Source organism: Paenibacillus sp. J22R56, from assembly GCF_056269375.1.
Genome location: NZ_JBWDNV010000001.1, coordinates 49,788 through 70,556 on the forward strand (window position 1 = coordinate 49,788; position 20,769 = coordinate 70,556).

The 20,769-nt window shown below is 45.6% G+C and carries 15 protein-coding genes; 7 read left to right on the forward strand and 8 right to left on the reverse strand.

The genetic code is table 11. The features are described from left to right. Positions 1–71: 71 nt before the first annotated feature. Positions 72–1,085 (reverse strand): ABC transporter substrate-binding protein, encoded by a 1,014-nt coding sequence (locus AC0YNT_RS00215; RefSeq protein WP_475802827.1) that lies wholly within the window; start codon positions 1,083–1,085, stop codon positions 72–74. A gap of 196 nt (positions 1,086–1,281) precedes the next feature. Between AC0YNT_RS00215 and AC0YNT_RS00220 the strand changes: the two genes are divergently transcribed. The 4 genes from AC0YNT_RS00220 (at position 1,282) to AC0YNT_RS00235 (ending at position 5,732) form a co-directional block, all read left to right on the forward strand. Continuing rightward, positions 1,282–2,268 carry a FecCD family ABC transporter permease gene (locus AC0YNT_RS00220; protein WP_475802828.1) on the forward strand — a complete coding sequence of 329 codons (987 nt, stop codon included), beginning with the start codon at positions 1,282–1,284 and terminating at the stop codon, positions 2,266–2,268. Further along, the gene (locus AC0YNT_RS00225; protein WP_167280128.1) at positions 2,265–3,308 is read left to right on the forward strand and encodes a FecCD family ABC transporter permease; all 1,044 of its coding nucleotides are present in this window, start codon (positions 2,265–2,267) and stop codon (positions 3,306–3,308) included. The genes AC0YNT_RS00220 and AC0YNT_RS00225 overlap by 4 nt, the downstream gene beginning before the upstream one ends. Positions 3,309–3,329: 21 nt before the next feature. Continuing rightward, positions 3,330–4,121, forward strand: coding sequence for an ABC transporter ATP-binding protein (locus tag AC0YNT_RS00230; RefSeq protein ID WP_475802829.1), 792 nt, complete (start codon positions 3,330–3,332; stop codon positions 4,119–4,121). A gap of 315 nt (positions 4,122–4,436) precedes the next feature. Beyond that, on the forward strand, positions 4,437–5,732 hold the full coding sequence (locus AC0YNT_RS00235) for a sensor histidine kinase (protein WP_475802830.1): 1,296 nt from the start codon (positions 4,437–4,439) through the stop codon (positions 5,730–5,732). 41 nt (positions 5,733–5,773) lie between these two features. On the opposite strand, the gene AC0YNT_RS00240 is transcribed toward AC0YNT_RS00235, so the two are convergent. After that, entirely contained in the window at positions 5,774–7,087 is a 1,314-nt protein-coding gene (locus AC0YNT_RS00240; protein ID WP_475802831.1) for a replication-associated recombination protein A, read from the reverse strand. Between the two features lie 279 nt (positions 7,088–7,366). On the opposite strand from AC0YNT_RS00240, the gene AC0YNT_RS00245 reads away from it, so the two are divergent. The 3 genes from AC0YNT_RS00245 to AC0YNT_RS00255 all read left to right on the forward strand — a co-directional run bounded on the left by AC0YNT_RS00245 (position 7,367) and on the right by AC0YNT_RS00255 (position 12,919). Then, positions 7,367–7,933: a GNAT family N-acetyltransferase gene (locus tag AC0YNT_RS00245; RefSeq protein WP_475802832.1), complete on the forward strand. Its 567-nt coding sequence runs from the start codon at positions 7,367–7,369 to the stop codon at positions 7,931–7,933. 30 nt (positions 7,934–7,963) lie between these two features. Then, positions 7,964–9,457 (forward strand): methyl-accepting chemotaxis protein, encoded by a 1,494-nt coding sequence (locus tag AC0YNT_RS00250; RefSeq protein WP_475802833.1) that lies wholly within the window; start codon positions 7,964–7,966, stop codon positions 9,455–9,457. A gap of 180 nt (positions 9,458–9,637) precedes the next feature. Further along, the gene (locus AC0YNT_RS00255) at positions 9,638–12,919 is read left to right on the forward strand and encodes an EAL domain-containing protein (protein WP_475802834.1); all 3,282 of its coding nucleotides are present in this window, start codon (positions 9,638–9,640) and stop codon (positions 12,917–12,919) included. Positions 12,920–13,201: 282 nt separating this feature from the next. Here the strand turns inward: AC0YNT_RS00255 and AC0YNT_RS00260 are convergent, their stop codons facing one another. The 6 genes from AC0YNT_RS00260 to AC0YNT_RS00285 all read right to left on the reverse strand — a co-directional run bounded on the left by AC0YNT_RS00260 (position 13,202) and on the right by AC0YNT_RS00285 (position 20,728). After that, on the reverse strand, positions 13,202–13,957 hold the full coding sequence (locus tag AC0YNT_RS00260) for a tRNA threonylcarbamoyladenosine dehydratase (RefSeq protein WP_167280135.1): 756 nt from the start codon (positions 13,955–13,957) through the stop codon (positions 13,202–13,204). A 21-nt stretch (positions 13,958–13,978) separates the two neighbouring features. After that, the gene (gene aspS, locus AC0YNT_RS00265) at positions 13,979–15,781 is read right to left on the reverse strand and encodes an aspartate--tRNA ligase (RefSeq protein ID WP_475802835.1); all 1,803 of its coding nucleotides are present in this window, start codon (positions 15,779–15,781) and stop codon (positions 13,979–13,981) included. Positions 15,782–15,806: 25 nt separating this feature from the next. Continuing rightward, positions 15,807–17,057: a histidine--tRNA ligase gene (gene hisS, locus AC0YNT_RS00270; protein WP_475802836.1), complete on the reverse strand. Its 1,251-nt coding sequence runs from the start codon at positions 17,055–17,057 to the stop codon at positions 15,807–15,809. Between the two features lie 762 nt (positions 17,058–17,819). After that, on the reverse strand, positions 17,820–17,984 hold the full coding sequence (locus AC0YNT_RS00275) for a hypothetical protein (protein ID WP_475802837.1): 165 nt from the start codon (positions 17,982–17,984) through the stop codon (positions 17,820–17,822). Between the two features lie 100 nt (positions 17,985–18,084). Beyond that, a complete protein-coding gene (dtd, locus tag AC0YNT_RS00280; RefSeq protein ID WP_475802838.1) occupies positions 18,085–18,528 on the reverse strand; it encodes a D-aminoacyl-tRNA deacylase in 444 nt (147 codons plus the stop codon). Positions 18,529–18,544: 16 nt separating this feature from the next. Beyond that, a complete protein-coding gene (locus tag AC0YNT_RS00285; RefSeq protein ID WP_475802839.1) occupies positions 18,545–20,728 on the reverse strand; it encodes a RelA/SpoT family protein in 2,184 nt (727 codons plus the stop codon). Between the last annotated feature and the right edge of the window lie 41 nt (positions 20,729–20,769).

A 20,769-nucleotide genomic window follows, 5' to 3' on the forward strand; every position in this document is an offset into this window, starting at 1 on the left:
GAAGCTCCTATTCCACTATATTAGTGGTTTAGGAGCTTCTTTTTCTTATGTGTAGCTTACCTTTAAGTCTATTACTTCGTAAGCTTGATTCCGTAAATTTCAGCAAGCTGATCAAGCATCAGGTTAGCTGCTTTAATACCCCCAGCTGTATTCCAGATCGCATCGTCCACACGGTAGATATGGCCTTCTTTTACCGCGCTTAGACCTTTCCAGATCGGATCATTTGTCCACTCTTGCTCTTGTGCTGTGCCTTTGCCGTCACCAGTATCATAAGTGAAGTAGAAGATACGGTCTGCATCAGCTTCTGGCAGGCGTTCCTTCGTAATTTCATCAGCAAATTGTTCTTTCGCATTTAGTGTCATCTCGTTACGAGTAAGTCCGATTTGGCCTGCGATAACACCCGAGAATGTATCTGTGTGATAAACCCGTGTTTTACCGCCCATAAAGCGAACGAAGGATACCGTTTCCTTCAATTTATCTCCAGCTTGTGCTTTAAAATCTTCAATACGTGCATCAAAATCAGCGATCAGTTTGTTGCCTTCTTCTGTTTTACCAAGTGCTTCAGCATAAAGCTTGAAATTATCCTTCCATGCGCCGCGTAGTGTTTCCGCTTCGACCGTTGGTGCAATAGCTTTCAGCTGCTCATAAATTTCTTCATGTCTCATTTTATTTGCGATAATAAGATCCGGCTGGAGGCCTGCAATCAACTCCAGGTTCGGCTGTCCTTCTTCGCCAACAATCTCAACACCTTCCATATCCGCTGCGATATGGTCATACCATGGATTACCTGTAAAGGATTTAACTGCGCCAACTGGCTTCACGCCAAGGGCTAGTACCGCTTCAGTGCCTTCGTTTGTAAGGACAACTACACGCTGTGGTGTACCTTTAATTTCGGTCTCGCCCATTGCATGTTTAACAACACGAGTTTCATTCGAAGCTGGTTGTTCTGCATTAGCACCAGACTTATTATTTGAAGCTTCAGAACCGGCATTATTATTAGAATTAGAGCCACAGCCTGCGGCCAGTACTGCAATAATAATCGTACAGAGCGCCAGCCAGATTGTTTTCTTTCTAGTCTTAAACATAAGTGTAGTGCCTCCCGTTGATAATATTTCTCACTTACTCACTTGCAACACTATAAAAGAAAATGATGCTATAGTCAATGAAAATTTTGAGAACGATTCTCATATTCATTGACATGACCTAACCACTCTATTAAACTTCACTAGGTACATATTATTAGTTAGCCGTTATCCGTGAAAAAGGAGTTTGCATACAGCTATGAGACTAACAGGTTTATTCCTATCCCTTCTGCTGCTTGGTGCAGCCATTATTTGCAGTATCGCATTCGGCGTCACTGATATTCCGATTACAACTGTATTCGACTCCATCTTCCATTATCAATCTTCTATACAAGAACAATTGATCATTCATACGGCAAGAGTTCCACGCGCACTTATTGCAGCGGCTGCTGGGGCCAGTCTCGCCGTTGCTGGTGCTCTCATGCAGGTTGTTACCCGCAATCCGATCGCTTCTCCAAGTGTATTTGGCGTCAACTCAGGAGCATCGTTTATGGTTGTTGTTGCTTCCGGCTGGCTGGGGATAAACGCTATGCAGCCACTAACCCTTATAGCCTTGCTTGGCGCAGCCATCAGCGGAGCAATCGTATTTGTACTTGGCAGTATGGGACGGGACGGCATGACACCTATCAAAATTACGCTAGCCGGCGCTTCCATTGCTGCTTTTTTTGCTTCTTTAACGCAAGGCTTTATGCTCTCCAGCGGCAAAATGTTCGACCAGGTGCTTGTCTGGCTCGTTGGCTCTGTCGCAGGACGTGACATGCATATGCTTGTTAGTGTATTGCCTTACATGGCAGTAGGACTTGTCATCGCGCTGGCACTCTCCCGCCATCTGAATGTCCTTGGAATGGGAGATGATATCGCCCAAACATTAGGTCAACGTACGGCTTATGTCAAATGGATGGCTTCTATTGCCGTTATTCTGCTTGCAGGAGCTTCGGTTGCCGTTGCTGGTCCAATTGCTTTCGTGGGTATCATTATTCCTCATATCGTCCGTTATTTGGTTGGTGCGGATTATCGTTGGGTCATTCCATATAGCGCGGTGCTTGGAGGAGTATTGCTTGTAGCGGCAGATATCGGTTCCCGTTACATCGCCATGCCTAGAGAGGTTCCGGTCGGGGTTATGACAGCCGTCATCGGAGTACCTTTCTTCGTCTATATCGCGCGGAAAGGAAGACAGACAACATGAGCAAATATAAAACTTTCCGATGGGACAAGCCTAAGCTATCCTATCTTCTGGAACATAAAACCTTGTGGACCGCTCTTATTCTGCTCTTGCTTTGTATAGCAGGCGCTATTCTCAGCACGGGGGTCGGCAGCCAGTTCATCGCTCCATTAGATGTTATTAAATCAATCATTGGCAAAGGCAGTGCTATGCACGATGTCATCGTGTTAAAACTGCGTCTTCCGCGTATTGTCATTGCTTTGCTTGTTGGCGCTGCCTTAGCTTCTGCAGGTGCTGTCCTTCAAGGACTGATCCGTAATCCCCTGGCCTCGCCGGATGTAACGGGAATTACGGAAGGTGCTTCTCTTGGCACCGTGCTGTTTCTCTTTTTCCTAGGCGGTCAAGTCTCCGTCCATTGGATGCCTGTTGCTGCCATTCTTGGCGCGTATGCTGTTACGGCTATTCTTTATTTATTATCATGGAAGAACGGCGCATCGCCGCTCAGGATGGTTCTCATCGGTACCGGATTATCCGCTGCCTTTAAATCCATCTCCTATATGTTTATTATCGCAAGCCCTTATTTTCTGGCGAACCGGGCGATGACCTTTATGACGGGAAGCATCTACGGCTCCTCTTGGGAAAAGGATGTATACACCTTACTCCCTTGGCTGATCGTATTACTCCCTGCAACCTGGCTGATGGCCCGCCATGTTAATGTGCAAGCACTTGGGGACGATGTCGCTGGAAGCGCTGGGGCGAATGTTCAAAAGCACCGGCTTATTTTACTCCTGCTAAGCGTATCTCTTGCAGGAGCAGCTATCGCTATTGGCGGTGCGATTGCTTTCATAGGGCTTATGGCTCCGCATATGGCACGGAAGCTTGTTGGCTCTTCCTTTGGCGGGTTACTACCGGTTAGTGCCTTAATTGGCGCCGTTATCTTGCTCGTATCCGATTTGGTGGCGCGGACCGTATTTGCTCCACTCGATATTCCGGCTGGCGTATTCACTGCAGCCATCGGTGCACCATTCTTTTTATATATGTTATACCGCCATCGCAACCAATAAATAAGCTGGAGGAAGACAACCATGAGCATGCTTGAAGCGAAAGGCATCGCCCTTTCTTATGGTGGAACAAACATTTTCGAAAATTTAAATATAGCAATTCCCGATGGGAAAATTACCGTTCTGATTGGAAGTAATGGCTGCGGCAAATCGACACTGCTTCGTGCTTTATCCAAATTACTCAAACCAACCAATGGCGAAGTGACCCTAAACAGTAAAGACTTATCAACGATTCCAGCCAAAACGGCTGCTAAGCAGTTATCCCTGCTGCCGCAAGGTCCTATCGCACCGGAAGGCTTAACCGTACTCCAGCTCGTCAAGCAGGGACGTTATCCTTATCAAAGCTGGCTGCAGCAATGGTCGAAGGAGGATGAAGAAGCCGTGCAATCCGCCTTGCGTGCAACAGGGATTGAAGAGCTTGCAGAACGCTCTGTCTCCTCCCTGTCAGGCGGCCAGCGCCAGCGGGCGTGGATCGCGATGACACTCGCGCAGCAGACGGGCATTATTTTACTCGATGAGCCAACGACCTACTTGGATCTTACGCATCAGATCGAGGTTCTGGACCTCCTGCAGGAGATGAATGAGCAGGAAGGGCGGACGATCGTTATGGTACTGCATGATATCAACCTAGCCTGCCGTTATGCCGATCATATTGCAGCTGTAAAAAATGGTGCTATCTACGCGCAAGGAGCGCCTTCGGATATTGTAGATGCTTCGATGATTGAAGAGGTGTTCCATTTGAAATGTGATGTGATACAGGATCCTTTGTATGGGACGCCTATGATTGTGCCCCACGGGCGGAAGAAAGCGAAGTAACGGCTACGGAAAACCATGATGCGAGGCAGTGAAGCCTACGTCATGGACAGGTATATCTCCTTACATCTGGGCGCTGCGCTCTTCCAGGAGATATACCTTTACCCTGCCGCTATTCACTTTTGAAAAAAGAAAAAAAAGAATGAACAAGAAAAAGGACTTCCATTGCGGAGTCCTTTTTTCTCGTTCTATATTTTTTCTAGAAATTAAGGGTTGATGTATATACTTATTTCATGAATAATGAAGATTTAACTGTTCCATAAATGAAAAATATGTAAATTCATGAAGCGTAAACTATCTCTGAAAAGGACTATTGAAATGAATTCTCGAAGGCAAATTATATTTTTGATTACTTCCTTTATTATAATAGCCATATTAACAGGCGCGAAGCTCGCTTTATCTTATTATTCAACGGAAAAGGCAACTCAGACTACATTAGCTAAACAATATATCGCGATTGCTAATACGATTGCCAAGGGATTGGATACGGATACTTATGAGAAGTTTCTAGAGAAGAAACAAGAAGACTCTAATTTTGAAAATATAAATCAGTATCTCGAAAGAAACCGCAAACGGATCAACGCTTTATATGTCTATACATTGTTATTAGATAACAGTGATGTGGCCAAAGTAATGGCGGCAGCAACTCCCGAGGATACAGGTTCGTTTACTATTGGATTACCTTGTACTGTCCCTCCCAAACAAGTACAGCAGGCCAAAGAAGGACGTGTCTATTATACAGACATCATAAAAGACGCGTCTCATGGGGTATATCTATCGGTTGGTGTTCCGCTCTACTATGACTCAGGCAAACAGCTTGGAGTTCTGGCCATTGATATTGATGCCAGCCAGTTGGAATCCATCAGTGAAGAAGTTATAAACAGCAACAAGGTTATATTCACAATAGATATCTTATTTGCTGTCATACTGCTGCTCGTCTTTTTCACCTTAAGAAAATGGCATAAAAACAGCGTGAAACAGGAACTGCATGAATCAGAATTCGTGTATATGTCAGAGATGAGCAAGGTAATGAGCTCCATCAAGTCGAGTAGGCATGATCTGATGAATCATTTCCAAGTGCTTCACGGCTTGTTAACACTGAAGAAATACGACAGAGCAGCAGACTATCTCAAGGAATTGGCAGCAGAATCTAGAGCCCTGGAGTTATCCCTCAGGATTAATAATCCGGTAGTCCTGATTCTGTTCCAGAGTAAGTGGGAGCTGGCGCAATCCAAAGGTATCGAACTTCATTTCGATACTGAACCCGAAGAGTACAGCCGAATCGAGTCGATGGATCTGGTGAAAATTTTGTCCAACCTGTTGGATAACGCGATAGAAGCAACTGAAGCCTATTCAGGAGAACAGGCTAGGAAGATCCATGTTACGGCCAAGACGGAAGGCTCGCAATATGTATTTACCGTGTACAATCCCGCTGTGCTGACGTCGAAGCAGCAAAAATGTCTGTTCCACAAAGACGGATATACGTCCAAAGAAAATCCGGATGCACTCCGCGGACATGGCCTTATGATTATTAGAAGAACGGTAAATAAGTATCACGGGGAAATTCAGTTTAAATATGAGAATGAAATAGTAAGCATTCAAATTACGCTCTAAGTCAACAAAGAGGACCTCTCAATAAGCGGAGGTCCTCTTTGTTATTTTTTCTGGCGCTTCCGAAGCTCCTGATTCTGGCGGATCTTGCCCTCCATCCCCTGCTCGGTCGCTTTGTAAATGGTTATGCCCTCTACTGTGTCCGGCAAATACTGCTGCTTCACATAATGGTCCGGGTAATCATGCGGGTACTTGTACCCTTCATGACCAAGCTGCTGAGCACCTTTGTAATGCGTATCACGCAGATGAAGCGGTACCTCTGCATTGCCTGCTCCTTCTATGGCCGCCATTGCTTTGCCGATTGCTATTGCTGCCGCATTAGACTTCGGACTTTCGACGGCAAACAAGATGGCCTGTGAGATATTATATTTGGCCTCTGGCCAGCCAATCTTATGATAAGCATCCATCGCCGTCACCGCCTGCACCATTGCCTGCGGATTAGCAAGGCCGATATCTTCGCTGCAAGCCACAATAAGCCTGCGCAAGAAGGTCATCGGATCCATCCCTAGCTTCTCTACCGCATACATGAACCAGAACAAAGCAGCGTCGCTTGAGCCACGAATGCTCTTATGGAAAGCGGACAGAACATCATATTGCGTAGACATGTCCGCACGGACGGTTGGTTTCCTGATCGATTCCTGTGCAACTTCCATCGTTATCCGGACTGAACCATCCGGCTCAGAGGGTGTCGTGACAGCTGCAAGCTCAAGCGCATTTAGCGCACGACGAATGTCGCCGCCTGCCATAGAAGCGATATGTTCAAGCGCCTCTTCCTCCGCGTGCAGCGTCATAAAGCCTAGACCGCGGCTTTTGTCTGTAAGTGCCCGCTTCATGGCCTCTAAAGCATGCTTTTCGTTCAGAGGTTCCAATTGGAACAAGGTAGAACGAGACAGGAGTGCTCCATTCACATGATGGAACGGATTTTCCGTTGTTGCTCCGATAAAAATAATAATGCCCTGCTCTACCGCTGGCAGAAGAGCATCTTGCCTTGAAGTATTAAATCGATGAACTTCATCGAGAAATAGAATCGTTTTTTTCCCATACATCAACTTATTCGTCTTGGCTGACTCAATAACTTCACGTACATCTTTTACCGAGGCGTCAACCGCGTTCAGCTTTACGAACTCTCCTGCCGTACGCTTCGAGATGATATTCGCAAGCGTCGTCTTCCCGCAGCCTGGAGGGCCGTACAGCAAGATCGACGATACTTGGTCCCCCTCAATCGCTCTTCGCAGCAGCTTGCCCGCTCCTACAATATGTTCTTGCCCAATATAATCATCCAGCGTCTCTGGCCGCATCCGGTCGGCAAGCAATCTTGCCCGAGGCGTCTCCGCTTCTTGATAAGAAAATAAGTCCATTCGTCGTCACAACCTTTTTAACTACATTACTACGATGATAGCATACTCGCACATACGTTCGCCACCATACGCAAATGGGACTGTTGCCATATTAACATATAAAAAATATAGTTATTTCGTACGTATTACTATAATAATTTACCAATAAACTGCCGATATAAAGTGCTAGGAATATTTTTCCTTTGTAATACCGTATATAACGAATTACAAGCATGGAGAGGGAACTTATAAATATATAAAAAAACATTAGACAGAGAAAGGGATAAGGAGAGTTGTATTTTGTTCAAATCTGTGAAGAGCGAGTGGGAATTAGCGATGTTCAACAGCATTTGGGTATCTGTATGGGAAGAGAAAGGCTATGAACTCGAGTATACCAATCAGGTAGTCGAAAGGTTTCTTGCTGTGTCCGATGATGGAGAATATGTCGGAACTTCGGAGATCAAGCCATACCTGCTTGGACATAACGAGATCGAATCCATCGCTCCTTTCCGCCATCATCCTAAAATTATCGACGATCCTACCCGCGTAGCGGAAATCGATAAAATCGCTATTTTACAACATTTTCGGGGACAACAGCCAATCTCGGATTTATTATCATCAGCCGTTTATTGTGCCGAGAAGTATAATTTCCGTTATTTTATCTCACTCTTGGAGCCTGTCTTTTACCGTGCCCTTCGTATTACGTTCCATATTCCAATGGAGAAGGTAGGCGGCAAGCAATTTTACAAAGGGGATGATGTTATTCCTGTCCTATTCGATATGGAGCACATCTACCGAAATAAAAAGCAATACGATTGGCTGACCTATCAGAACAGCTCTGATAACAGAGCCATGCCTGCATTATAAAACCAATAAGTAAAGGTAGAGATCAAGCATATGACCAGAGATCAGATCGTGCTCGACAAAAGGAATCGATTATTTGTAAAAATATTATGGGGACTGCTTGCGCTTGGTCTACTCGCCGATTTAGGAGCAGGACTTGGAACAGACATGATATTGCTCCTTGCTATCGTTGGTTTAATCAGCTGCGGCCTCGCTACCTTCATGACCTACAAAAAGATTTTGGTTGAATACATTATGTATGTCGTACCTATCATTCTAACCGCATTAACCGTGCTGCTGATTGTATCCGATCCGCATCCGATTATAAGTACCTATTTCCTAGTCTACGTTAATATTGCTGTAATGACCTTATACGCCGACTATAAGCCTATCATCTTTACCGGTGTTCTAAGTATGGGTGTCAGCACTTATATTTTCCTGGACCCTGATCTCCAGAAGCAGCTTTTCCCGAATGATTCCTTGTTGTACTTGTTCTTATATCTGATCTTTGCTACCGTCGCTCTTTCTTTCTCCGCCAAATTCAGCCAAAGCCTGCAGGCAGATGTTACGGCCGAACGACGTGATGCTCTCGAATCTAAGGAGCTAACAGATAAGGTTGTTGAGAAGCTGAAGTCGATGATTCTCATTCTTGGTGAATTCAGCAGCGAGCAAAAAGGTACCGTTGAATCCACCGGCCAGATCTCGCGTGAAGTCACAACTACCTTTGCTGAAATGTCCGCTTCCATAGAGAAACAAACCAGTATGGTTCTAAACGTGAGCGACTCCGCTCATACAATTGAAACAGCCGTTTCCCAGCTTCGTGAAGGTTCCGCACAATTACAGCAATACTCTGCTGATACGGCTGTGCTGACCGTAGAAGGTAATGATTTGATCCAAACCTTAACGACAGATGTACATAGTGTTCAAGCGATTATTTCGCAAACCGTAGCTTTAATGGAGCAATTAATCGATCAGAATGAGAAAGTAAGCTCGATTGTTGGTTCGATTAGGGAAATATCCGAGCAGACAAATCTCCTATCCCTTAATGCAGCGATTGAGGCTGCAAGAGCCGGCGAGCATGGCCGTGGCTTCGCGGTTGTAGCCGGCGAAGTCCGTAAGCTCGCGGATAACGCAAGCCTTGCAGCAGGCGAGATTACAAGCATCCTTGGTACCATCCATACTTCTATCTCAGCTGTAAGCGAGCAGGTCCATCTAGGCCAGCAAGCCGTAGATACAAGCTATCAGGCATCACAGAAGGTTGAAAGTATCATTAAACGAATTAACGGCAATACCGAGCAAGTGAAGCAGCAATCCGATACGGTCGGCAACTCTTCCAAGCAGCTGTATGAGCAATACTCTTCTATCTCGGATGAGATGACTGGAATGGCTGCTATTACCGAGCAGAATATGGCCTCGGTCGAAGAGGTATGTGCCAGCATGGAAAATCAGGACGTCAAGATCAGCCATCTCGTCGAAGGTTACGCCCAGCTCGATGTACTCATCTCTGAGCTCAAAGATCTCGTCGAGCCTAAACAGACGGCCAAATAGTCATATAACCTTATACCAACTCGCAAGTGACATCCTATGTCCGCTTGCGGGTTTTTCCATTTAACAAGGCTAATATAGAAGTCCCCTCCATTAATGACTTCACATAGCAATCTAACAAAAAAATGCAAAATTTTGATATAATGATTCAACATCATAGTTGTGGGTAAGCGAGGTATTCACATGAGTTTATTTAAATTGGATTTCTTGAAGAAAAGTAAAAATCAAGCACCGGTCATTTCCGATTTGTTTAATACATCCTTATTTGATCATCAATCAGACATTTTCCTATTGTTCGATCGTAATGGACGACTGATTGAGGCTAATCAGGCATTCACGAATACATTAGGTTACTCCCTTGATGAGTTCAAGCTATTAACCTATGCTTCCCTTTTACCTGACAACCAAAGGCAAAGAGCTAGAGAACATTTTAATAAATTATTAAATGGTGAAATTCAAATCTTCGAAATCTGTGTTCTTCACAGATCAGGCCATTTCATTGAGTTAACCTTGACCGCTTTTCCAAGAAGGAATTTCGATACAAATGACGGTTTCTATGCCATTGCTAAGAACCTCTCGGACATCAAATTAATCGAGCAGCGTTATATATCGTTGTTAAAAAATATGTTCAGCGCAGCATTTATTATTGATTTGCAGGGTAACATCCTCGATGTGAATGATGCGGCTGTCACCCTGACTGGCTATGAGAAGCACGAACATACCCATTTTAGTCAATTTATTAAGCCCGAAGAGCTCGATCAAGCTGCTGCCTATAATCAAAGAGTCCTTGCAGGTGAAACTCTATCTTTCCCAATCTCTATTGTACATAAAAACGGTCAAAGCATTGATGTGATCACTACCTTATTCCCCATCTTCATGCATGAGAAAATTACAGGCATCATTGGAATAAGCCATGACATATCCGACGAGACAAGAAACAGGCGGTTACTTCATATTAACCAACAAAGATATAAGTCACTCTTTGAACAAAACCCTGATGTGATCTCCTACTTTGATTTGCATGGCAATATTATCGATTGCAATTCGGCACTGGAGAGAATATTAGGCTATACCCGGGATGAATTAGTGGACTCGCATTATGAGCAGCTCATTTCCAAACAGGATCTGGATAAAGCCCATTATCATTTCAATCAAACCGTACTTGGCGAAGTTCAAAACTATGAACTCATTTGTCAGCATAAGCTTGGTCATTTCGTCTATTTGAGTATCACAAAGCTCCCTATTATGATTGATAACCTTACGGTCGGTGTCTATTCCATTGCAAAAGATATAACCACAAAAAAACAGGCTGAGCATGCTCTGGTTGAAGCAGAATCAAAATACCGCAGTCTGGTGGAGAAATCAATTGTAGGCGTGTACATCGTTCAGAACCATCTCATCGCCTATGCTAATCCTCATCTTATTGATTTGCTCGGGTACAAAGAGGCTATTATCGGAATGGATGTTCTGAGTGTCATTCATCCTGACGACAAAGAAATCGTTGAACAAAATATTCAAAAAATAATAAACGAAAATGAAGCCATTCATCATTTTATGCGAATAGTGAAGATGGATGGAGAAGTTATCGATGTTGAGCTGTACTCCAATCCCATTTTCTATCAAGGCACGTCTGCCATAATAGGTACATTACTTGATGTAACCGAGCGAAAAAAAGCTGAAGAAATGAATGCTTTTCTAGCCTATCACGATGCCTTAACTCGGCTCCCTAATCGAAGAAAATTTGAAGAGATGCTTAAAGAAACGCTTCAAACAGCCAAGTCCGCACATACAAAATTCGCTGTCATGTATCTGGATATGGACCGATTTAAATACATAAATGATTCATTAGGTCATGTTGTCGGAGATCAGCTGTTAGTCGCTATCTCCCATCGTTTACAGCAGCATGTCAGAGACAAAGATATCGTCGCAAGAATGGGCGGTGACGAGTTCACCATCATCCTCCCTCATATTGAGGATAACAACAATGCGATAGAGGTTGCCAAACGAATCATTGAAGCCATGAAGGAACCACTCAAGATCGATGAGTATGAGCTTTACATTACAACTAGTATCGGTATCGGTGTATACCCTAACGATGGGGATGATAGCCTGACCCTGATGAAAAATGCGGATTCGGCGCTTTATCGCGCTAAAGATCTGGGCAAAAACAATGTTCAAATCTTTACGTCATCGATGAATATACAGACATACAAAATATTCACCTTAGAGAGAGATCTCCGTAAGGCGATTCAGCGTAATGAACTAGAGCTCTACTATCAGCCCAAGGTAAATGTGTATTCTGGGGAGATTGTTGGTGCTGAGGCCTTGGTCAGGTGGAATCATCCCGAATGGGGGCTCGTCTCTCCTAATGAATTTATTCCTTTATCAGAGGAAACAGGATTAAGTGCAGCACTTAGCAGTTGGGTGAAGCTGACGGCATGCCAGCAAAATAAAGAGTGGCAGCAAGCCGGACTACCGGCTATTCCGATCTCGATTAATGTAACAGTCAAACGCTTTTTATTTAAGGATATGGTCGATTCCATTCAACTTGTTCTTCGTGAAACTGGCTTGGATCCTCAATATTTAGAAGTAGAAATAACGGAAAGTTCCCTATTGGAGAACGAAGATGCGGTTATGACAACACTTGATGCTCTTAATAAACTTGGTGTTAAAATCTCTCTTGATGATTTTGGCACAGGTTATTCCTCCCTCTCTTATTTGAAAAGATTTAGACAAAAAATTAACACACTGAAAATCGATAAGTCCTTCATTCACGACATGCATCCAGGCAATGATGACAACGCGATTATCCATATGATCATTCAGTTAGCCCAGCATATGAATATGTCGGTTATTGCGGAAGGCGTTGAAACAGAGGAACAGCTATATCTTCTTAAACAATTACAATGTGATGTTGTACAAGGTTACTTATTCAGTAAGCCTGTCCAGGCGGCAGAGTTTGCTGAAATTTTAAAGCAAGGTCATATACCTATCGTAAATAACGATGTTGCTGCAGATTTTGAAAATAGACGACAATATTATAGAGTGAATTTTCATTACCCTCTAAGCGCATTAATGACCGTAATCATGATAAACGGAAAACGTATTGAGCTTGGAAAAACGGAAATCGTCATTGAGAATATAGGCGCTGGAGGATTAAGATTCTTATCTTCCATCCAGCTTGCCGTCCACCCTGGCATACTCCTAGAATTAGAGACACAGATCATGCATCGAACCATTCGATTGTACGGTAAAGTCGTTTGGTTAAAAGAATTAGAGTCCGGTATTTTTCAGTACGGCGTAGAGTTCCAGATGAGCGAGCACGAAAGATCATCCTTAACTCGGACCCTTCACGAATTATCCAGCCGACTAAAAAAAGACCATCTTGTTCCCGGCTGCAACTTCATAAAAGAAGATAGCGTTCATTATTTAAAAACTTTTTCCGTCCACCGCAATTCCCCATAAACAGCAAAACCGCAAGCGCCATATCAGCTTGCGGTTTTTTCTGCTGCTTCCCCACCAAGAAGGATCTTTGGGCTTTGCCTTGATTTGGGGTTATGTATGGGGCTAAGGATTGGAAGGAAAGTATCGTCTGGAGGAGCGACAGCTGCCTTTGGAATCGTGAATTCACATTAGAATATTATTCAAAAAATCACGATTCCAACAGCAGCCGTAAGAGGATACTTTCCTGTAATGACATCATCCAATACAAAACAAAAAAAGGCCGCCCCAAAGGACGGCCCTCCCTTACACTACAATATCATGCGACGCCAAAAGATCCTTCACCACAACGCTTACCATAATCAGTCCCGCCACAGGCGGAACAAATGCATTACTGGCTGGCGGTTGCTGCGCTTTACGGATCTCCGGAGCGTTCTCCGGTACGATGCGCTGTGTAACGTCCTCACGTGGCTTGTTAGGCAGTTCGGATGAGAAGACAACCTTCACACCCTTCTTGATGCCTTCCTTGCGCAGCTTCGTACGTACGACGCGTGCAATTGGATCCGTATGCGTCTTCGAGATGTCCACAACAGCGAACTTCGTTGGATCCATCTTATTCGCTGCACCCATGCTGGAGATAATCGGAATCTTCCGCTCCAGGCATTGCTTGATCAGATGGATTTTGTACGAAATCGTATCTGATGCATCCACAACATAATCAAGCGGATAAGCAAACAGCTGCTCATACGTCTCTTCTGTATAAAACATCCGCAGCGAGATGACATCGCAATCCGGATTAATCAGTTTAATCCGGTCGCGCATCAGATCTGCTTTAGGCTCGCCAACAGTAGTGATGAGCGCATGAATCTGGCGGTTCACATTCGTAATATCTACAACATCCTTATCAATGAGGATGATGCGTCCTACGCCGGTCCGGGCAAGCGCCTCAGCAGCGATGGAGCCTACGCCGCCAATGCCAAGCACGGCGACGGTACTCCCTTTCATCGCTTCGAGCCCTTCCGGGCCGATCGCAAGCTCTGTACGAGAAAATTGATGCAGCATAGTTTATCGCCGCCTCCCTAATTAAGCTTGCTTGTTACCAGCAGCAGCTGCTTCTGGTTTCGGCTTCAGCACAGTACGGATATGAAGCTGCTCAAGCTGCGACAGCTCGACTGTGGATGGTGCATCGCACAGCAGGTCGGTTGCACTTGCTGTTTTCGGGAATGCAATCGTTTCACGCAGGTTCGTACGGCCAGTCAGCAGCATTACGAGACGGTCAAAGCCAAATGCTACACCGCCATGTGGAGGCGTACCATAGTCAAATGCATCCAGCAGGAAGCCAAACTTCTCATGTGCTTCTTCCATCGAGAAGCCAAGAGCTTTGAACATTTTCTCTTGTACATCACGTTTGTAGATACGCATCGAACCGCCGCCTACTTCGTAGCCGTTCAGAACGATATCGTATGCTTGTGCACGGATTTGGCCTGGATCTGTATCGAACAGGTGCAGGTCTTCGTCTTTCGGACGTGTGAACGGATGATGCACTGCTACATAACGTTTCGCTTCTTCGTCCCACTCCAGCATAGGGAAGTCAACTACCCATACGAATTTGAACTTTGAATCATCAATCAGACCAAGCTCACGGCCAACTTTCAGACGAAGGTTGCCAAGCACGTCTGCAACCACTTTGCTCTTATCAGCAGAGAATGTGAGCAAGTCGCCTTCTTCAACGTTCAGGCGCTCAGTCAGAGCTGCAATTTCTTCAGGCTTCAAGAATTTAACGATTGGACCTTTCCACTCGCCTTCTTTAACCGTGATCCAAGCCAGGCCTTTACCGCCATAACGAGCAGCAAACGGCTGCAGATCGTCAAGCTCTTTACGGCTCCAATGGCCGCAGCCTTTTGCGTTGAACGCCTTCACTACGCCGCCGCCAGCTGCAACACTTGCGAATACTTTAACATCGCTAGATGCAACGATATCCGTAATATCTTCAATTTCCATACCGAAACGAAGATCTGGTTTGTCAGAGCCGTATTTGTTCATTGCGTCAGCATAAGTGATACGTTGGATTGGAAGCTCGATTTCTACATTGATTGTTTCACGGAACAAGCGAACAATAAGCTGCTCCAGCATGGCAAGCAGTTGATCTTGAGTCAAGAACGAAGTCTCGATGTCGACTTGCGTGAATTCCGGTTGACGGTCTGCACGAAGGTCTTCGTCACGGAAGCAGCGTGCGATTTGGTAGTAACGTTCGATCCCGCCGACCATCAGCAATTGCTTGAAGATTTGCGGCGATTGCGGCAATGCGAAGAACTCACCTTCGTGAACGCGGCTTGGTACCAGGTAATCACGAGCGCCTTCTGGTGTGCTTTTCGTCAAGATTGGTGTTTCAACATCGATAAAGCCTTCACCATCAAGGAAGTCACGGAATATTTTTGCTGCTTTCGAACGAAGCAAGAGCGTTTTTTGCATTTCTGGACGACGCAGGTCAAGGTAACGGTATTTCAGACGAAGTGATTCGTCTACTTCAACGCCGTCTTCGATTGGGAATGGAGGCGTCTTAGCTGCGTTCATGACTTCGATTTCCGTCACACGGATCTCGATCTCGCCTGTTGCCAGGTTTTTGTTAACTGTTTCAGCATCACGCTCTACAACTGTACCTTTAACAGCAAGAACGTACTCGTTACGAGCGCGGTCAGCGATCGCAAGTGCTTCGCCGGAGAAATCAGGGTTAAATACGGTTTGAACAATACCTGTGCGGTCGCGAAGGTCGATGAACAATACACCGCCAAGGTCACGACGACGTTGTACCCAGCCGTTCAGTGTTACTTCTTCGCCAATGTTGGCTTTTGTTAATGTACCGCATTGATGTGTTTTCAGCATCATAATGGATGTAACTCCCCTTTTATAATTAGATAGATTTCAATTCGGAGGCCAGGCTTGCAAGTGATACAAAGCGCTGCTCACCAGTTGCCATTTCTTTCAGCGCGATTTCACCGCGAGACAGCTCATCATCACCGAGAATAGCCGTGAAGCGTGCTTGCAAACGGTCAGCCGATTTCATCTGAGCTTTCATCTTACGGCCCAAATAATCACGTTCCGCACGAATGCCGGATGTACGAAGCTCGTAGACAAGTCTTGTCACTTCCCGCTCAGCGGCTTCACCCAAAGCCACAACATACACATCAACCTGATGTGCGTTAGCAAGCTCCGTTTGTTGATGTTCGAGCAGCATAATCGTCCGCTCCAGACCAAGACCTAGGCCAACGCCCGGCTGATCCGGTCCTCCGATTTCGGATACAAGGCCGTTATAGCGGCCGCCGCCACCGATTGTATCGATCGCGCCAATCCCTTCCGCTTTGTATTCGAAAGCGGTATGGGTGTAATAATCCAGACCACGAACAAGTCTTGGATTAATGGAGAATGGAATGCCCATATCAGACAAATACGTTTTTACTTTGTCAAAGTGGGTATTACATTCCTCATCCAGGCTGTCCAGAATCGAAGGCGCGCCTTCAAAGTGTGCTTGGTCTACCTTGCAATCGAGTACCCGAAGTGGATTACGCTCCATACGGGACTGACAGTCCTTACAGAGCAGCTCACGCTTAGGCGTAAGGAAAGCAAGCAGCTTCTCACGGAAGGCTGCACGCACTTCCGGCGTACCTACCGAGTTAATGTCGACGCGCACACCCTTCAGCCCAACCTCTGTGTAGAAGGTATAACCGAGTGCAATCACTTCAGCATCAATAGCGGGATCGACAGAACCAAGCGCTTCAATCCCGAATTGATGGAACTGACGATAACGGCCGGCTTGCTGGCGCTCATAGCGGAACATAGGTCCGATATAATAAAGCTTAGATACGTCCGGCTCACCGTACAACTTGTTCTCTACATAAGAGCGGACAACACCCGCTGTACCTTCAGGACGTAGTGTAATACTGCGATTACCGCGGTCTGTGAAGGTGTACATTTCTTTCTCTACGATATCCGTTGTCTCGCCAACTCCACGTTGAAACAGCTCTGTGGATTCAAAGATCGGCGTTCTAATTTCACGGAAATTAAAGCGTCGGCATATATCACGTGCTTTTTGCTCCGCATACTGCCAACGTTCGACTGCTCCAGGCAATATATCTTGTGTGCCCGGTGGTTTCTGGAAAGCCATTTTAACCCCTCCTCCAAAGAATTATCGTGTCTTTTTGCGATAATTCTTACTTCGTAAGCATAAAGCTTAAAGAATTAACGCGTTCTTGGCGGTAATTCTTACTTCGTAAGCATAAAGCATTATCGCGTTCTTGCCGGTAATTCTTACTTCGTAAGCATAAATCTTAACCGCACTAACCAACCTAGATAAAACAAAAAAACTCCCGCCCCTAACGACATGCCGTTAAAGGCTAATCGTTAGGGACGAGAGTTGTTGATCTCCCGTGGTGCCACCCATATTCCGGACATATTGTCCGCTCATTAACGGTTAACGCCCGTTACACGCAGGTCGGCTAGTGCGATGATTAATCATCCATTCACCGTCTGTTCTCCGGAAGGTCTGTTCATCCTGTCACCATAAAGACGCTTGCAGCCTTGGCGTCTATCTCTGGGTACGTGCACAGGATTACTGTGTTCCATCAACGAATCAAATTTTGTATATTGAATTTTAATTTTATATGTGACGACAAGGAAAGTCAATAGTCGATCTCATTTCTTTAGTATAGCTCTATTTGGACAAAAAAAAACCTGCAGCCATCGTTGCAGGTCCATAAATTATATTTTTAAAAAGGGGGTCGAGATTTATTATAGGATAGCGATGTTAAAAAACCGTTATAATCTGATTACAGTAATATTACAAAATAGAAAGCGGTTCATTTACGAACATTCGTCTTTGCATACAAAAAGCTGTTCCAAATGGAACAGCTTCTGCATAACCGCTTTCCTAACGTCCCCCAGGCTCACGCCGGTTCGAAGGGAAAGCGAGGAATTCCTCTGCCGTTTCCACCTGCTCTTCTAGCCTGGACATCAGGAGCGCTTCACGGCGATCCGTATGGAGAAGCCTTCTTGAGGATCGCTCCATACCTTGTTCTTTGCGGGATTGATGCATGACTTAGGCTCCTTCTACCAACAGATACTCGAGATCGCTCTTAAGCCAAGCGACCTGCTTATCTCTATTGTTGCCAGCCATCACCAATAAAACACACCGTTTATTGTTTACTGTCGAGAATAAGTGTTACAGGACCTGAGTTCACAAGAGCCACATCCATCATAGCTCCGAAACGGCCAGTCTCAACAACAAGGCCTGCGTTGCGAAGTAGTTCGTTAAACCGGTCATACAACGGCTCCGCATGCTCAGGACGTGCCGCAGCCATAAAGTTCGGACGTCTGCCCTTCCGGCTGTCACCATATAAAGTAAACTGCGAAATGGATAGAATCTGACCGCCTACATCAACGACGGAGAAATTCATTTTCTCATTCTCATCTTCGAAGATGCGGAGACCCGCTACCTTATCCGCCATCCAGCGGATGTCTTCTTCTGTATCTTCATGCGTTATGCCGACGAGAAGCACCAGGCCGTGATCAATCGCACCAGCCACTTCTCCGTCAATCGTTACGCTTGCCTGCTTGCTTCGCTGTACAACAACCTTCACTGCTTGTAAACCTCCGCTAGCTATTCATAATACGCTGTACCGAATAAACATCCTGCACGCGCTTGATTCTCTCCACAACGGAAGATAAATGATCAATATTACGGATCAAAACCGTCATATGAATCATCGCCATTTTATTTTTCACCGAACGTCCGGTTACAGCCGAAATATTCGTCTTGCTCTCTGACACTGCCTGCAAAACTTCATTCAACAGACCTGTACGGTCATGGCCGGTAATTTCAATATCCACGCTGTAATTCGATTCGATCGAATCTTCCCATTCCACTTCAATAACGCGGTCTGCCTCTTCACCTTCCGCATTAAACGGTATGTTCTGGCAGTCCATTCGATGGACGGATACACCTCTGCCGCGTGTAATATAGCCGATAATGGTATCGCCTGGCACCGGATTACAACATCTTGCAAACCGGACGAGCAAATTATCAATCCCTTTCACGGTAACCCCGTGAGTTGGACGATTCTTGCGATGGCCTGGCGACTTCATCTCCTTCGGCTCACTAGTCAACTCGATGAGATTCGATTTCTCTGCTTCTCTGCGCAGCTTCTCGGTCAGGCGCGTACAAATCTGTGCCGCCGTAATACCGCCGAAGCCAATAGCAGACATCATATCTTCGATATCATTAAAGTTAAATTTACTTGCTACTTCCTGCAGCTTATCATCGCTCATCCAGGCGGATGGTTCTACTCCTAATCGCTTCAGCTCGCGCTCCAGCAGATCACGGCCTTTGGCTACATTCTCTTCCCGCTTCTCGCGCTTGAACCATTGACGGATCTTGGTGCGGGCATGGGAGGATTGTGCGATCTTCACCCAATCCTGGCTTGGGCCATAAGAATGCTTCGAGGTTAGAATCTCAATAATATCGCCTGTCTTGAGCTTATGATCAAGTGGAACAATTCGTCCATTGACCTTCGCGCCAATTGTCCGATTGCCGACTTCCGTATGAATACGGTAAGCGAAATCAAGCGGCACGGAGCCAGCTGGCAGCTCAATAACTTCCCCGCTAGGTGTAAACACAAAGACCAGGTCAGAGAAGAAGTCCATCTTGAGCGTTTCCATAAATTCCGAGGCGTCGCGCGCTTCGTTCTGAAGCTCCATAATTTCACGAAGCCAGGACATTTTGTCCTCGAAATTCGTATTTGGCACAACGGTGCCTTCCTTATAGGCCCAGTGAGCTGCGATACCGTACTCGGAAGTACGGTGCATATCCCAGGTGCGGATTTGCACTTCTGTTGGTTCACCGTTTGGACCAATAACTGTCGTATGCAAAGACTGGTACATGTTCGCCTTCGGCATTGCGATATAGTCCTTGAACCGTCCAGGCATAGGCTTCCAGAGTGTATGAATAATACCAAGCGTCGCATAACAATCTTTAATATTCTCTACGATGATCCGAATCGCCATCAAATCATAGATTTCATTAAATTGCTTGTTCTTGAACGTCATTTTCTTATAAATGCTGTATATATGTTTCGGACGACCCGAAATGTCGCCGTCAATTCCCATTTCCTCAAGCTTCTCTTTAATCCGGCCAATAACGTCAGAGATAAACATCTCACGTTCCGCCCGCTTCTTCTTCATCAGATTAGCGATGCGATAGTATTGCTGTGGATTCAAATATCGCAGAGCGATATCTTCCATCTCCCACTTGATGGCGGAAATACCAAGCCGATGCGCTATCGGACAAAAGATTTCAAGCGTTTCGTACGCAATACGACGCTGAGCTTCTTCCGATTGGAACTTCAGCGTACGCATATTATGAAGCCGATCTGCCAGCTTAATCAGAATGACACGGATATCCTGCGCCATGGCAAGGAACATTTTCCGATAGTTCTCATTCTGCTGCTCTTCCTTCGAGCGGAAACGGATCTTCTCCAGCTTCGTCAGCCCGTCGACAAGCATCGCACAGGTTTCGCCAAATTTCGCGCGAACGAGCTCGAGATCCACTGTCGTATCTTCAACGACATCATGAAGCAGCGCCGCAATAATCGACAGCACGTCCATCTGCATATCCACGATAATTTCCGCAACGGCAACAGGATGAAGAATATACGGTTCTCCTGACTTGCGCACTTGTCCGTGGTGGGCTTGGTCCGCAAACTCATAGGCTTCCCTGATGCGCACTAAATCCTGTTCTTTTATATAGGCCGACGCCTTTTCGATCAACTGCTCTATGCCCATGAATTGTCCTTTCCGAACGCTTGACTCCGATTCGCGCATTT

Bases quoted from the DNA above. Each gene is read 5' to 3' on its own strand.
- AC0YNT_RS00215 (WP_475802827.1), bottom strand. From the start codon at position 1,085: ATGTTTAAGACTAGAAAGAAAACAATCTGGCTGGCGCTCTGTACGATT.
- AC0YNT_RS00220 (WP_475802828.1), top strand. From the start codon at position 1,282: ATGAGACTAACAGGTTTATTCCTATCCCTTCTGCTGCTTGGTGCAGCC.
- AC0YNT_RS00225 (WP_167280128.1), top strand. From the start codon at position 2,265: ATGAGCAAATATAAAACTTTCCGATGGGACAAGCCTAAGCTATCCTAT.
- AC0YNT_RS00230 (WP_475802829.1), top strand. From the start codon at position 3,330: ATGAGCATGCTTGAAGCGAAAGGCATCGCCCTTTCTTATGGTGGAACA.
- AC0YNT_RS00235 (WP_475802830.1), top strand. From the start codon at position 4,437: ATGAATTCTCGAAGGCAAATTATATTTTTGATTACTTCCTTTATTATA.
- AC0YNT_RS00240 (WP_475802831.1), bottom strand. From the start codon at position 7,087: ATGGACTTATTTTCTTATCAAGAAGCGGAGACGCCTCGGGCAAGATTG.
- AC0YNT_RS00250 (WP_475802833.1), top strand. From the start codon at position 7,964: ATGACCAGAGATCAGATCGTGCTCGACAAAAGGAATCGATTATTTGTA.
- AC0YNT_RS00255 (WP_475802834.1), top strand. From the start codon at position 9,638: ATGAGTTTATTTAAATTGGATTTCTTGAAGAAAAGTAAAAATCAAGCA.
- AC0YNT_RS00260 (WP_167280135.1), bottom strand. From the start codon at position 13,957: ATGCTGCATCAATTTTCTCGTACAGAGCTTGCGATCGGCCCGGAAGGG.
- aspS (WP_475802835.1), bottom strand. From the start codon at position 15,781: ATGATGCTGAAAACACATCAATGCGGTACATTAACAAAAGCCAACATT.
- hisS (WP_475802836.1), bottom strand. From the start codon at position 17,057: ATGGCTTTCCAGAAACCACCGGGCACACAAGATATATTGCCTGGAGCA.
- AC0YNT_RS00275 (WP_475802837.1), bottom strand. From the start codon at position 17,984: ATGCATCAATCCCGCAAAGAACAAGGTATGGAGCGATCCTCAAGAAGG.
- AC0YNT_RS00285 (WP_475802839.1), bottom strand. From the start codon at position 20,728: ATGGGCATAGAGCAGTTGATCGAAAAGGCGTCGGCCTATATAAAAGAA.